Below are 14,454 nucleotides of genomic sequence, written 5' to 3'. Positions count from 1 at the left end.
GCCGTCCAGGCCGCCATCAACAGCAGACCCCGCAAGGTCCTCGGCTGGAAGACACCCGCCGAGGCCCTCGACGAGCACCTAAGATTGCTGCACAGCAGCGGTGTTGCAACGACTGGTTGAACCCGGGAACTACACGTCTTTCCGCTTCGCGGAACGCTTACAGGACAACGGAATCCTGCCCTCGATGGGCTCCGTCGGCGACAGCTACGACAACGCCCTCATGGAGAACTTCTGGTCCACGCTGAAGATCGAACTCGTCTACCGCACCTCGTGGCGGACCCGCGACGAGGCCGAAAACGCGATCTTCACCTACATCGACGGCTGGTACAACACCCGCCGCATCCAGAAGGAACTGGGCTACCTCAGCCCGAACGAGTACGAGGCCGCCTGGCACAGCCAGACGGAACCAGCCGAACCAACTATCGTCACCCCTGCGCCAGCCGGCAGCAGGTAACCACCGCTCCATCAAAGCGGGGGGAACTCACCTGTCGGTGCTGTTTCGCCGGGCGAACTGTCGGGCCTGCACCGTCCGGCAGCAGTGCACCGGCAACGTCGACGGCAAGGGCAGACACCTGCTCCTCCTACCCGAGCCCCTGCAGAACATCCAGACTCAGACCCGTGCGCAACAGCAAACCCCCGAGTGGAAGCGGCGCTACGACCTGCGCGCCGGATGCGAGGCCACCGTCTCCGAAACCGTCCGCGCGCACGGCCTACGCCACTGCCGGTACCGAGGGCTCGCGAAGACCCACGTCCAACACGTCCTCACCGCCGCCGGCACCAACATCATCCGACTCGCTCAACACCAACCCGACCAGCGCCAACGACCACGAAGCCGCCTGCAAGAACTCTTCCACGCCGGTTAATGATCAACGACCAAGATCACCAACAGCATCCCGAATGTGAGACAGAGCCGAATGTGAGACAGAGCCGAAAACGCCACACTCCCCCAGCTGGGATTCTTCCGTCGGCCAGGTGGGAGCCGCTCAGTCACGGGCGATCCATGTTGCTGGACAACGCCTACCGTCGATCGTACGGTTGCGCCGTGACAGTACTCGGCGTGCCCCTTAAACTCCGCAGCGTGACGCTGCCCAACCGCATCGCGATGTCGCCGATGTGCCAGTACTCGGCCGGGCCGGACGGCCTGCCCGGTGCCTGGCACCTTGCCCACTTGGGCGCCCGTGCGGTCGGCGGGGCCGGGCTGGTCATGACCGAGGCCACCGCGGTGCTGCCGGAGGGTCGGATCTCGCCCCGCGACACCGGCGTCTGGTCATCGGCGCATGTGGACGCTTGGCGGCCGATCACCGCGTTCTTGACCGCGCAGGGCGCGGTGCCTGCGGTCCAGCTGGCCCACGCTGGGATAAAGGCGTCCACCTACTGGCCGTTCGCGCAGAGGCGGGGCGGGGTGCCCGACGCTGACGGCGGCTGGCAGCCCGTCGGGCCGGGCGCGGAGCCGTTCGTGCCGGCGTACCGTACGCCCCGGCCCCTCGATGACGCCGGCATTGCCGCGGTGATCGCTGCGTTTGCGCAGGCCGCAGTGTACGCGGTCGACGCCGGCTTCCAGGTCGTAGAGATCCACGCGGCGCACGGCTACCTGCTGCACCAGTTCTACTCGCCGCTGACCAACCACCGTACCGACCGCTGGGGCGGCGACCGCGCCGCGCGAGGTCGCTTGGCCGTGGCCGTCGCGACGGCGGTGCGCGACAGCATCGGCCCCTACGTGCCCGTGCTGGCCCGGGTCTCCGCGACCGACTGGATCGACGGCGGCTGGGACGTCACCGACACCGTCGCCCTGGCCCGTGAGCTGGTCGCGGCCGGGGTCGACCTGATCGACTGTTCCTCGGGCGGCGCGGCCCCGCACACCGACATGTGGGGCCCGGTCGGCCCCGGCTATCAGGTTCCGCTGGCGCAGCGGGTGCGCCAGGACGCCGGAGTGCCCACCGGCACGGTCGGCGTGATCACAGAGCCCGAGCAGGCCGAGCGCATCATCGAGGACGGGCAGGCCGACCTGGTGCTGCTCGGGCAGGAACTGCTGCGCGACCCGTACTGGCCGCGCCGGGCGCTGGCCAAGCTCGGCGGGCAGCCGCACTGGCCGGACCAGTACGCCGACGCCTTCTAATCAGAGGTGGCGAATGGCGCGTGACGCATGGCCGAGCTGTGTGATGATCCAAAAGTCCCAGCCGCTGCGGTTGGTGGCGACGGCCGGGCGGGTGCGACAGGCCATGGTGCCGGGGTGGCGAACGAGACGATGGCCAGGAGCCGGGGACGGTGGTCGGCCAGGACGTCGAGTAGGCGCGGAATCTCGGTGGGCAGACCGGCGCCCCTGCTGCACCCGGCGGGCGAGCACCGCCTCGAGGCGACGCCGGACACCACGCCGAGCTGCCAGACCGGGCCACCCCACGCGCCAGTCGCCAGGCGGAGACACCGACACCCATCCCGCATCAGATCAGTGCCGGAACATCGCGTACGCCGTCAGCCATTCGCGGATTCTGCGGGGACGACGGGCGACCGCGGTAGAGGCCGTACGCCTACTGCCGACCGGCGCCGATCCGTCCCTCCAGCGGCGCAATCGGATCCGCGCCTCGGCGCCCGCCATTTACCCAGAATGACCGGAAGTCATCTGGTCAATACTGGTCCATTCCGGTGACCTTCATAAGGGAGAGTTGAACGGGATCCCCGGGAGCTGAGCGTATTCCTCGGCACCATCGATCGCTGTAGGGTGAGATTTCCAGCGGATCCCGGGGCGCGGGTGGCCCCTGATTCGCGAAATCTTGCCGAAGCAAATGTTAAGGAGCTGGTGATTCGGCGCGAAACGCGTATGGCAAACGATTCGTGTAACTGCCGGACCTCGAGAATGGTGTGGTTCTCATCCGTGATTGATATCTTCGACCCAGAAGTGTACAAGGACGGAATCCCCTACGACGCTTACTCCCGGCTGCGGGACGAGGCCCCGGTCTCCTGGCACGAGGAGCCGGAGTTGCCCACCTCGCCGGCCGGGCCAGGATTCTGGGCCGTGATGCGCCACGAGGACGTGCAGTACGTGAGCCGGACCCCCGAGCTGTTCTCCGCCGGGCTCGGCGGCACGCAGCTGCGTGACCCGGACCCGCAGGACCTGCCCTATCTGCGGGCGATGCTGCTCAACATGGACCCGCCCGAGCACAACAAGTACCGCCGGATCGTCAGCGGCGTGTTCACCCGCTCGCACCTTGCGAACTTCGACCAATTCATCGGTGCCCGGATCGCCGAGCTGATGGAGCCGCTGCGCGACGGCGGCACCTTCGACATCGTCACCGAGGTGACCGACGACCTGGCCCTGTCGACCCTGGCGTACGTCCTCGGGGTGCCGCCCGGCGACCGGAAATTCTTCTTCGACTGGGCCAATCGGATCATCGGATATCACGACGACGAATTCAACGAGTCCGGGACCGTCGACCGCCGCAGCCCGTCCGAACTGACCGACATGATCGAGTACGCCTCGTCGCTTGCCCACTACCGTCGGGAGCACCCGGGCGACGATCTGATCTCGCTGCTCGTTAACGCCAAGGTCGAGGGGCAGAGGCTCTCGGAGGCCCAGTTCCAGAACTTCTTCTTCCTGCTGGCGGTGGCCGGCAACGACACGACGCGCAGCGCGCTGCCGGGCGCACTAATAGCACTGATAGAGCATCCGGATCAGTACGCGCTCATCCGGGAGGACCGGGCGCTGATCGACACGGCCATCGAGGAGTGTCTGCGATACGCGCCGCCGGTGATCCACTTCCGGCGTACCGCCACGGTCGACACCACGCTGCGGGGCGTGCCGATGCGCCGGGGCGACAAGGTGGTGGTCTTCTACCCGTCGGCGAACCGTGACAGCGCGGTGTTCGACCGGTCGGACGTCTTCGACGTCACCCGCACGAGCAGATCGCACGTCACGTTCGGCTACGGGCCGCACGTCTGTGTCGCTGCCGCGCTCGCCCGTTTGCAGATGCGGCACGTGTTGAACGGGGTCGTCAAGTCGTTCGGGGAGATGCGCTTCGCCGGCCCGGTGGATCGGCTCAAGTCGAACTTCGTGGCCGGGATCAAACGCCTTCCGGTCGAGCTGGCGATCTGACCGGGCCGGGAATCTCCAGCCTGTGCGGTCCTCCCTGACAAGCCGGAGATTCCGGGGCTACCTTCGCGGAGCGGGCAGCGCCCGCCGGTCCAGCTTCCCGTTCGGGGTCAACGGCAGGGCGTCGAGGACCACCACGAACGGCACCATGTAGTCCGGCAGGGACTCACCTGCGTACCGTCGCAGCCCCGCGGGATCCACCGAACCCCGGTTCGCCGCCACGACGTACGCGACCAGCCGCTTGTCACCCGGCCGGTCCTCCCGCACCACCACCGCGACCTGCCCCACCCCGGCATGCCGGGCCAGCGCGGCCTCCACCTCGCCCAGCTCAATCCGGAAACCGTGGATCTTCACTTGGTCGTCGGCCCGGCCCACGAACTCCAGCTGGCCCTCGTCGTTCCAGCGCACCAAATCCCCCGTCCGGTACATCCGCTCGCCCGGCTCCCCGAACGGACATGCCACAAAACGCTCCGACGTCAGGCCCGGGCGGTTCAGGTACCCGCGGGCCAGCCCCGACCCGGCGATGAACAGGTCGCCCACCACGCCGGTCGGCACCGGGCGCAGACCGTCGTCGAGCACATGGACCCGGGTATTCGTAATGGGCCGGCCGATCGGCACCGACGGCGGAATGTCGGAGCCGTGGCCGCTGTACCAGGCGGTGGTGAACACCGTGGCCTCGGTCGGACCGTAGAGGTTGATCACCTCGGCACCGGGCAGAGAGGCGCGGATCTGAAGCACCAGCTGTGCGGAGAGCGCCTCGCCGGCCAGCACGACGGTGTCGGTGGAGAGCTTCAGCCCGCCGCACCGCAGCAGGGCCGAGAACGCGGACGGCACGCCACCGATGCGACCGCCGCCCCACTCGATGGGGTCGGCGAGCGTCAACAGATCCTCCACGACCTGGACGCATCCGCCGAACAGCAGCGGCAGGACCAACTCGGAGACCGACACGTCGAAGCTCAGGGACGTCGTCGCGAGCACGCGCGAGAGGCGGCCGGTTCCGTAGCCTGTCTCCGACCACACGGCGAGGTTCGCCAGGCTTTGGTGGGAGATGACGACACCCTTCGGTACGCCGGTGGAGCCGGACGTGTAGATCACGTAGACGGGGTGGTCGGGAAGCAGCGGGCCGGTCCGGTCGTCGTTGGTCAGGTCCTCCTCGTCCGGGTGCGCACTCGCGCGATTCCCCCGGTCCGGCTCGGACATGAGCCGCTCGACCAGGGGATCGTCGAGCAGCACCAACGGCACCGACACCGCGGCGGGCAGATGGCCGACCGTCCGGCCCACGGCCACCAGGCAGCCCGGCCGAGCGTCGTTCAGGAGGAAGCCGATCCGGCCGGCCGGATAGTCCGGGTCCACCGGCAGATACGCGGCGCCGGCCTTGGCCACCGCGAGGATCGCCACCACCAGGTCGCACGAGCGCGGCAGAGCCAGCCCTACCAGCTGCTCGGAGCCGATGCCCAGCCCGACCAGGTGCCGGGCCAGGCGGTTCGCGCGCCGGTTGAGCTCCGCGTACGTCAGCGACTCGCCGTCGGATACCACGGCCGGCTCATCCGGGGTCCGAGCCACCTGTGCCTGGAACAACTCCGGCAACGTCGTCTCAGGCGGTGTCGCTTTCCGTACTGGAAGCGTCGATGATGCCATTTCCCGCGATTCCTGCTTCATGCGCGACCAGCACTTTCGATAAGGATTATTCAGGGGCGGAACGACCTGATCTGCCGGGCGGCGGGGCGATGGTCGCCGGCAGGCGAGGAGACAGTCGGTTCGTTCTCGGCGACCTTCCGCCCTACTCGGTCGTTGATCGGACGGAGGCTGGCCGCCGGTCTTCTCGCCCGGAATTGCCAGGGCCGTTTCGAGGGAATTCCTTCCGGCCCGATTCGGAGCTGGCGGCGGTCGGCGATGACACCCCGAAACGGCAGGTTCACAGGTTTCTGGCGTTGCCGGGGAAAAAGGCGGGCTGTCGGAGTGACAGCGACCAGAAGACTGTAGGACAACGCGCGACTCCGTTCAAGGAGCGGCGGAACGGCAGCGATGACGGAGGGTATACCGCCGGCGGTGCGGAGTTGCGGTGGGGTCGCAGCCGATGGCAAGGCGGTTCCACGGCCGTCGGCTGGGCAATTTCGGGGCCAGGGCCCGGCGGCCGTGGTCTCCGGCGGGCCGTTCGCCAGGGTGAACGCCGACGAGGTCGTCGGCCGGTGGACGGCTTCGACGGGAACGGCCTGGTGGTGGCGATCGAGGATGCGGCGAGGCCCTCCGGCGGGCCGGTCGGACGGGTTGCGGCAGGCGAATCCCGGGGCGCCGGACTTCATGATCTTGCATCGCGCTGTGGGGACGGTTTCGTCGCACCCGACACGGTCCACTATTGATCTTGTTGTCTGGGGCGGGGGCCGGGATGGGCCGCCCGAAGTGCCGGTTCTCGCGGGTGCGAGGCTGCGACCCGGCGCGGATCCGATCGGGGTGGTTGCCGCTGCCGCATCCCGGTTCCTGACCGTTGATCACCGTCGGACCACCGTGCCGGCCGGTCCGCGTGGTCCCCGGCCGGGAAGGTCGGCGTCTGAACCCTAAACTGTCCGGTGTGGATGCGAAAGTCTCGACCGCTCGGCCCCGGCCGGATCGGCCTTGGTCGACGAACATACCCACATCGATGTAATGTGGCCCACGCCGCAGTTGAGGTCCATCGTGGGAAGCGGGGGCCATGCAGCTCGTCTTGTCCGAATCTCCACGGGGGAGTTTCAGAGTGTTGCAACCAACATCCAAGCCTGCCTCACAGCAATCTTCCAAGAGTGCAGTCACGCCGGACAATTCCTTGTGCTTCGACGACAACAACGGCGCCGCGATCCTTGAGATATCCACATTGTTGGAAAGCGGCTCACCGAGGCTGAGCATCAATCGTGCTCATGTCGAACTGCTGGCCGGCCTGTCCGATGCGATGCGGCCGGTCCTGGTGCAGCGGGACACCATGCGGGTCGTCGACGGGTTGCACCGGCTGCACGCCGCGCGCCTGCGGGGCGACCGGCTGATTCAGGTAGTCTACTTCGATGGGGATGATAAAGAGGCGTTCGTCGAGTCGGTCCGGCTGAACTCGGCGCACGGCATGCCCCTGTCGGCCCGGGAGCGGGAGATCGCGGCGCGGCGTATTCTCGAGTCCCACCCGCGGTGGTCCGACCGCAAGATCGGATCGGTGTGCGGTGTCGCACCCCGGACGGTGGCTCGTATCCGTAAGAGTTCAACTGACGACGATACGCAGTTGAACGTCCGTGAGGGGCGGGACGGGCGTATGCGCCCGGCGTCGGCCGAGACAGGGCGGAAGGCGGCGGTCGCCTACATCCGGGAGAACCCGCACGCGCCACTGCGAGACATCGCCCGCCATGCCGGCATTTCGCTAGGGACGGCGGTGGACGTGCGCCGCAGGCTCGCAGGCGACAAGGCTCCCTTGGGGGCGCAGGCGGTCGCCGTGCCCGACGGTTCCGGCGGGCGCGGTGGCCGGTCTGCGGCGGTCTCCCCGGACCCGGAGCCGTCCCGGCCGCCCAGCTTTATCGAGGAGCTCGAGGGCAGTCGTGCCTCGATTGAGAGCCTCATGCGCGATCCGTCGCTTCGATACACCGACCACGGCCGCGCGTTGCTGCGGTTGATGTCGGCGACGCTGGCGTTCATACCGCTGGTCAGGCAGACCGCGCAGAAGATGCCGGACCACTGCTATCCCGCTCTTGGCGAGGTGGCGAAGGTCTGTTCCGTCGGCTGGCACGAGTTCTCCTGCCTCTTTCGCCATGGCGACGGCCGCGTTCCGGCCAAGCCCTATCAGCCGCGGACGAACACCTAAGGGACGTCTCGTAACCCTGGCGTCTGTCTGCTAAGGACGATGGGGCAGGATGCCCGGGGTGCAGGTGATCACGGCAGCCCGCCCGGAGTGGATCTTCCCGTTTACCGGGTTGCAGCCCGACCAGTTCCGCAAGCTGGTCCGACTGGACGGACGGCCGGTGATGGCCGACGGCGGCTACCGCGGCAATACCGAGGTGATCATGCCGTACCGCAAGCCCACCGACGGCAGCTCGCTGCCGGACTGGAAGGAAGCCCTCAACGTCGAGCACCGCACCGTCCGAGCAGGGGTCGAACACGCCCTGGCCAGGATGAAGTGCTTCAAGATCCTGCGCGACTACCGCCGCGCCGCCCACACATTGGCCGACGCCGCTTCCGGCATCGCCCACCTCCACAACATCATCCTCACCGGCTGACCACCGATCCGGCCCCGGTCAACGCCTTCACCCAGTTACGAGACGTCCCTTAGCTAGCTCATTCCCGCAGGCCATGGTCCAATCTGGAGAGCGGCCGGGATGGTTTCGGTCGAATTCAAAAGGCCCACGCTGGATCAGAAGCTCCATGCTGGATTCGATAGGTCCACGGCGGGTGAATTCGAGCCCGCTGTGGATCGGCCATGCCCGCCGAACCGCATTGTCGGTCCGAGGTAAAGCGAGCGCATCGTGAGTCGGCTACCCGTCATGCTCGTGGTTTACGACAACGGTTCTTTCACTCCCTACGAGATCTCCGCTGCGGCCGAGGATCTGTGCGAGCCTGTATTCGTTCTGCGAGGCGGGAATGCCGATCCGGCCGGTACCCGAAGGCTGCTCGAGGAGTTCGGGAGGGTCGTGGATCTACCGTCGGACCGGACCGGCCTCGACGTGCTCGGCGCCCTCGACCCGCAGGGGATCATCACCTTCTGCGATCACTGCCTCGAGCTGTCGGCGGCCATCGCGGCGGGGCTGGGTCTGCTCTTCCATTCCCCCGGTACCGCCACGAAGCTCGCGGACAAGGCGGCGCAGCGGGCGGCGCTGAGGGCGGCGGCGCTGCCGTCTCCCCGGTTCGCCGAGGTGACGAGCGTTGCCGGGATCGATGCCGCGCTCGCCGCAGTCCCCCTGCCGGCGGTGATCAAGCCGACCCGGGGCGGCGGCAGCGCCCACACCTATCGCATCGAGGACGGCGAGCGAGCGCGGACCCTGCTGGCCGAGTGCCTGGGTGTGGTCGGGTCACCGATGATCATCGAGGAGGTCATCGTCGGCGCCCCCGGGGCGGCGGGCACCGGCTGGTCCGACATCGTCTCGGTGGAGACTCTCTTCATCGCCGGCGAGGCGCATCACCTGGCGACCACGGGTCGCTTCCCGTTTGCACCGCCGTTCCGGGAGACCGGATCCTTCATGCCGTCGCGCCTGAACGAGGCGCGGCGGGCGGAGGCGCTCGACCTGGCAGAGGCCGCGGCCAAGACGCTCGGCGTGGTCGACGGATTCGTCCACACGGAGCTGAAGTTGACCGGGGACGGCTGGGGCATCATCGAGGTCAACGGCCGTCTCGGCGGGTTCGTCGCCTGGCTGTTGCAGCGAAGCCGGGGTGTCGAGATTGGCAATCTGGCGCTGCGGGCCGCGCTCCGGCTGCCCGTCGATCCACCCCCTGGCGCGGACCTCGAGATGCGCGATGCCGCCGAGGTCGCGTTCCGGAGGCTCCTGGTGCCGCCGGTCGGCGCGAAGCGGCTCGACGACGCGGCCGAGATCGCCGGCGCGTCCGGCGGGGACGCGATCGACTCGGTCCACTTCCGGGCGGCGCCGGGGGATTCGGTGGACTGGACCCACGGATACCGGGCGGCCGTGGCCATCGTCTCCGGGGCCGTGCCCACCCACGACGATCTCGAGGAAGTTCTGCTGACCATCGATTCCAGGATCCGACTGACGTTCTCGTGAGTTCCGTGGTGCTGATCGCCATCGAGACAGGGGAAGTGCCGCATGTATCGCCATCGAGACCACTACGAGTTCTGCCTGGCCATCACATGGGAGAGGATTCTCAAGAATCAGGACGTATCCATCCATGACGGCTTCTTCGAGCTGGGCGGGACCGAAGAGTCCGCGGAGTCCATGCTGGCGGAGCTGGCGGACGAGTTCGGTGTCCAGGTGCCGGCCGGGCGGTTCGCCGCCGAACCGACCATCGAGGCGACGGCGGCGCTCGTCCGGGCGGGTCGGCTCGCGCGGAGGTCCGCGCAGCGGCCGACCCGGATGCCGGGGCCGGATCCGGCGGCGCCTCCGCTTGTTCTGCTACCCACCGTGGAGGGTGAAATCACCTTTCTGTACCGCATACTCTGTTCTCCCGAGATCGGTAGGCCGATGCTGGGACTTCGTTCACAGGGATTGGATATCGAAGACCAGCCACTCGCCACTGTCGATGCTATTGTTGACAGGTACATCGCGGATCTGGTCGCCGCCGGAGTGGGGGAGCCGTATCTCATCGCCGGAGTTTCCTCCAGCGCCGTCATCGCATTCGCCATGGCGCAACGCCTCGAGCAGTCAGGCAAGAGGGTCGCATATCTCGGGCTTTTCGAACCGCCGCCGGTGAGCGGTGGTCAGTACGACGTACAGGACCTCGTGGATTTCTACCTCGCGGACGTCTGTTCGATGGCCAACATCGAATATTCGCCGGACCGCCGCGAGACCTGCATCCGGACGCTCAAGAAGCTGGGTGAATTTCCGGCCGACTACTCTCTGGAGCTCGTGATGCGCATGGCGGAAGTCAACGCGTTGAACTACAAGGCGGCCGACGTGTATCAACCGCGGGGGCGGTTCGGCGGGCATGCGGTGCTCTACGAGAGCCGCGAGGCCAACTGCGGCACGGAACCCGTGGGGAAGCTGGCCGACGCCACGGCGGCCGGCCGGACGTACGAGCAATTCTGGTTGCGCCATCTTCTGCCGCAGACCCTGGTTCGCCGGCAGAACTGCGCACACCGCGGCCTGCACAATTCCCGGGATACCCGAGGATTCATTCGCGAGGATATCGAGAACGGAATCCGCGCACTCGGAGCGTTCTGAAATCCACCGAAGCGCCTCGGCGCGGGAAATCGAGGACCTTCAGATGACAGATCTTGCCGAGATTCGCCGAAGCGCCGAACGGTTCCGCCGGGACGCCAAGCGCGCCGAGTTGGCGGTCAATCTGGTGCCGAGCGAGAACCGGATGTCGCCGCTGGCGCGGATTCCGCTGGCCACCGACTACTACAACCGTTATTTCTTCAACTTCGGACTGGATCCAGAATTCTGGCAGTTCCGGGGTGGGCAGGAGGTGGCCGAGCTTGAGGTCGGGCTGGCGGTCCGCTCCCTGCGGCGGCTCGGCGGCGCGGAGCACGTCAACGTGCGGCCGGTGTCCGGGATGTCGGCCATGGCGATGGCGATGGCGGCACTCGGGGGTTCCTCCGGCGGCGTGGTCGTCTCCATCTCCCAGAGTTCGGGCGGTCACCACGCCACGTGCGGCACCGCGCGGAGCCTCGGCTTCACACCGATGACGCTGCCCGTCTGCCGGGGAGCGGTGGACGAACCGCTGCTCGCCAAGGTGCTCCAGGAACACCGGCCGGTGCTGGTCTATCTCGACCTGGCGAACGGCCGTCACGAGTTACAGGTGTCGCGGGTCAGGGAGCTCATCGACGCCTACTCGCCCCGGACCCGCCTGCACGTCGATTGCAGCCATACCCTCGGGCTGGTGCTCGGCGGCGCTTTGGACAATCCGCTCGACGCCGGGGCCGACAGTATGGGTGGATCCACGCACAAGACCTTCCCCGGTCCCCACAAGGGGGTGCTGTTCACCCGGTCCGCCGAGCTGGACGACCGGCTGAACGACGTCCAGTACTCGATGCTCAGCAGCCACCACTTTGCCGAGACCCTCGCGCTGGCGTTCGCCGCCGCCGAGTTCTTGCACTTCGGCAGGGGCTACGCCAAGCAGGTGATCAGTAACGCCCAGCTGCTCGGGAAGCTGCTCGCCGCGGACCGCTTCGACGTCGTGGCGGACGAGGACGGTTTCGTCACCGCCACGCACCAGGTCTGGGTCAAGGTCGGCGATGCGGAACGGGTCAACGCGCTGGCGCGGGCGCTGTACGCCCACAACATCCGTGTCAACGTCCAGGTGGACCTGCCGGACGTACCCGGGCCGGTGTTCCGCCTAGGCCTGAACGAACTGACGTTCCTGGGCGGCCGGGAAGGTGCCGTGTACGCGGTCGCCGAAGAGCTCGCCGGCGCGCGGGACGGGCGGCGGCAGGACGGAAACGGCGGCTCCAGAATTCGTGAGCGCTGCGAAGAGCCGTTCTTCTGGACCGACCTCGTCTGATCCCGGCGGACCTGCCGGGAGCACCCCTGCTGCGGAGGACAGATGGAATACAAGGACCTGGGCATCGGCCCTGTCGTGAGCGCGCAAGGAAATGCGACACCGCTTGGCAGCTCCCCGCTCAGCCAACGCGTCGTCTCGGCGATGGCGAACGCCGCCGGCCACCATGTCGACATGGAGCAGCTGCGGGGGGCATCCGGGACATTCCTGGCGAAGGCGACCGGCAGCGAGGACGCCTGCCCCACGAGCGGTGCCGCCGCGGGGATCGTGATGTCCGTCGCGGCCTGCATCGCGGGCGACGACATCACCCGCGTCCAGCGGCTCCCCGACTCGACTGGCCTGCGCAACGAGGTGGTGCTGCAAAAGGGGCACGCGATCAGCTGCGGCGCGAGCATCGGCCAGATGATCGCGCTCGGCGGTGGACGGACGATCGAGGTCGGCGCCGTCAACCAGACGCTGCCCGGGCACGTCATCGGCGCGATCAACGAGCGCACCGCCGCGCTCGTGTATGTCAGCTCCACGAACCATGCGGTGCATCACGGCGGAGTTCCGCTGGAAACGCTCATCGAGATCGGACGGGAACGGGGTGTTCCCGTGATCGTCGACGCCGCGGGCGAGGAGGACCTGCGGCACTGGGTGGCGACCGAAGCCGACCTCGTGGTGTTTAGCGGCCCGAAGATGGTCGGCGCGCCGACCACGGGGTTCATCTGTGGACGCGCCGACCTGATCGGCGCGTGCCGGGCTCAGTACGCCGGCGTTGCGCGCCCGATGAAGGTCGGCAAGGAGGAGCTGATGGGCCTGCTCGCGGCCGTCGACGAGTACGTGTCGGTCGACCTGGAGGTGCGCGCCGAGGGGCAGCTCCGGCGAATGTCGGCGATCCTGCCGCGCCTGCGGCACCTGCCCGGCATCACCGCCCAGCTCGTCCGGGACGAGTACGGCCGCAAGATCTGCCGGATCGCGCTGACCGTCGATCCGTTGGCCGCCGGCCGCACCGCGACCACGCTCGCCGAGGAGATGAAGGCCGGCGACCCGCCCGTCTACCTGGGCGACTTCCGAATACACCTCGGCCAGCTGGACATCGATCCCAGCTCCCTCGCGCCGAGCGAGGAGGAGATCGTCATGCGCGGCCTGGAGCGGATCCTGCTGCCCGCCGCCGATCGGAGTGCGGAGAACCGGTGAGCACCTGGTTTCCCACGTCTCCGCCGGCCGCTGGTGCCCCGCTGACGCTCTTCTGCTTTCCACACGCCGGCGGGGACCTGGCGTCGTTCCGGCACTGGCAATCCGGCCTGGGCGACGGGATTGACGTGGCCCCGGTGTCGCTGCCGGGGCGGGAGCGGCGCATCGCGGAACCGTCGTTCCGGTCGGTGACCGAGCTCGCCCGGAACCTGGTGGCGCCCACCGTCGCCCGGGCCGGGCGGGGTGCCTTCGCGTTGCTGGGGCACAGCATGGGCGCGCTCATCGCGTTCGAACTCGCGCACCGGCTGACGGGGGCCGGCCGCCCGCCGGATCTCCTGATCGTCTCCGGAGAGGCGGCGCCGCAGCTGCCCTCGCGTGCTCCGGCCGTCGGCGAGCTGCCGGACGACGAGTTCTTGGACGCCGTGCGCGCTCAGGGCGGAATACCGGACGGCCTGCTCGACGAGCCGGGGTTCCGCGAGCTCCTGCTGGGCGTCCTGCGGGCCGACTATCGGGCCTGCGAGAACTACCGATTCGCCCCGCGGCCCCGTCTCGACGTGCCGATGCTGGTGCTCGGCGGCGACCGCGACCCCAGCGCCTCGTCGTCCAAGCTCGCGTCGTGGCGGGAGCTGACCTCCGCGCCGACCGTGATCCGGACGTTCGAGGGCGGGCACTTCTTCGTCGTCGAACGGCTGGCGGAGGTGATCGCCGCCGTTCGGTCGGCGGCGGACGAGGCCCTGGACGAGCGGAACCGGCGGAGCGGCTCGGCGGGTGCCGTCCCCCTTGGCGTTGCGGCGGCATCCTCCACCTTCGGAAAATGGTTGAAAGGACGACGTCATGGCGAATCCGTTTGACGACGAGAACGGGGTCTTTTTCGTGCTCATCAATGGCGAGGGCCAGTACTCGCTGTGGCCGGAGGGCATCCGGATTCCCGCCGGCTGGGAGACCTCGTACGGTCCGTCCGGCCGCTCGGAATGCCTCGACTTCGTCAACGCGAACTGGACCGACATGCGTCCGCGCAGCCTTGCCGCCCGTGCCGCGAAGTAGCCGGCGCCCGCCGGCCGGAGAGATATCGCGGCAGT

General features: G+C 68.1%; 12 protein-coding genes and 1 pseudogene. 12 read left to right on the top strand and 1 reads right to left on the bottom strand.

The features are described from left to right. Positions 1 to 100: 100 nt before the first annotated feature. From AC0AIB_RS25465 to AC0AIB_RS25450, 4 genes are all read left to right on the top strand, one after another. Positions 101 to 454 (top strand): transposase, encoded by a 354-nt coding sequence (locus tag AC0AIB_RS25465; RefSeq protein ID WP_465097640.1) that lies wholly within the window; start codon positions 101 to 103, stop codon positions 452 to 454. Continuing rightward, positions 432 to 863: a transposase gene (locus AC0AIB_RS25460; RefSeq protein ID WP_465097642.1), complete on the top strand. Its 432-nt coding sequence runs from the start codon at positions 432 to 434 to the stop codon at positions 861 to 863. Before AC0AIB_RS25465 ends, AC0AIB_RS25460 begins: the two co-directional genes overlap by 23 nt. 137 nt (positions 864 to 1,000) lie before the next feature. Beyond that, positions 1,001 to 2,116 carry an NADH:flavin oxidoreductase/NADH oxidase gene (locus tag AC0AIB_RS25455; protein ID WP_465097639.1) on the top strand — a complete coding sequence of 372 codons (1,116 nt, stop codon included), beginning with the start codon at positions 1,001 to 1,003 and terminating at the stop codon, positions 2,114 to 2,116. 777 nt (positions 2,117 to 2,893) lie between these two features. Further along, complete coding sequence (locus tag AC0AIB_RS25450) at positions 2,894 to 4,087, top strand: cytochrome P450 (protein ID WP_465097638.1); 1,194 nt, start codon at positions 2,894 to 2,896, stop codon at positions 4,085 to 4,087. 57 nt (positions 4,088 to 4,144) lie between these two features. Here AC0AIB_RS25450 and AC0AIB_RS25445 read toward each other — a convergent pair whose 3' ends face one another. Beyond that, entirely contained in the window at positions 4,145 to 5,620 is a 1,476-nt protein-coding gene (locus AC0AIB_RS25445) for a non-ribosomal peptide synthetase (protein WP_465097637.1), read from the bottom strand. Between the two features lie 1,195 nt (positions 5,621 to 6,815). Here AC0AIB_RS25445 and AC0AIB_RS25440 point away from each other — a divergent pair. The 8 genes and pseudogenes from AC0AIB_RS25440 (at position 6,816) to AC0AIB_RS25405 (ending at position 14,419) form a co-directional block, all read left to right on the top strand. Further along, entirely contained in the window at positions 6,816 to 7,898 is a 1,083-nt protein-coding gene (locus tag AC0AIB_RS25440; RefSeq protein ID WP_465097636.1) for a ParB/RepB/Spo0J family partition protein, read from the top strand. A gap of 142 nt (positions 7,899 to 8,040) precedes the next feature. Next, positions 8,041 to 8,310, top strand: a pseudogene (locus AC0AIB_RS25435) (transposase family protein); the annotation flags it as partial. Positions 8,311 to 8,574: 264 nt separating this feature from the next. Beyond that, positions 8,575 to 9,804 (top strand): ATP-grasp domain-containing protein, encoded by a 1,230-nt coding sequence (locus AC0AIB_RS25430; protein WP_465097635.1) that lies wholly within the window; start codon positions 8,575 to 8,577, stop codon positions 9,802 to 9,804. 42 nt (positions 9,805 to 9,846) lie between these two features. Continuing rightward, positions 9,847 to 10,920 (top strand): thioesterase domain-containing protein, encoded by a 1,074-nt coding sequence (locus AC0AIB_RS25425; RefSeq protein WP_465097634.1) that lies wholly within the window; start codon positions 9,847 to 9,849, stop codon positions 10,918 to 10,920. A 43-nt stretch (positions 10,921 to 10,963) separates the two neighbouring features. After that, positions 10,964 to 12,202 carry a PLP-dependent aminotransferase family protein gene (locus AC0AIB_RS25420; RefSeq protein ID WP_465097633.1) on the top strand — a complete coding sequence of 413 codons (1,239 nt, stop codon included), beginning with the start codon at positions 10,964 to 10,966 and terminating at the stop codon, positions 12,200 to 12,202. A gap of 42 nt (positions 12,203 to 12,244) precedes the next feature. Further along, complete coding sequence (locus tag AC0AIB_RS25415) at positions 12,245 to 13,378, top strand: aminotransferase class V-fold PLP-dependent enzyme (RefSeq protein ID WP_465097632.1); 1,134 nt, start codon at positions 12,245 to 12,247, stop codon at positions 13,376 to 13,378. Further along, positions 13,375 to 14,226 carry a thioesterase II family protein gene (locus tag AC0AIB_RS25410; RefSeq protein WP_465097631.1) on the top strand — a complete coding sequence of 284 codons (852 nt, stop codon included), beginning with the start codon at positions 13,375 to 13,377 and terminating at the stop codon, positions 14,224 to 14,226. Before AC0AIB_RS25415 ends, AC0AIB_RS25410 begins: the two co-directional genes overlap by 4 nt. Then, complete coding sequence (locus AC0AIB_RS25405) at positions 14,210 to 14,419, top strand: MbtH family protein (protein WP_465097630.1); 210 nt, start codon at positions 14,210 to 14,212, stop codon at positions 14,417 to 14,419. Before AC0AIB_RS25410 ends, AC0AIB_RS25405 begins: the two co-directional genes overlap by 17 nt. Positions 14,420 to 14,454: the final 35 nt, after the last annotated feature.

The organism is Micromonospora sp. DSM 43699 (genome assembly GCF_055517075.1).
Note: the sequence above shows the minus strand (reverse complement) of the source record. Positions and strands in the feature narration are given on the sequence as shown.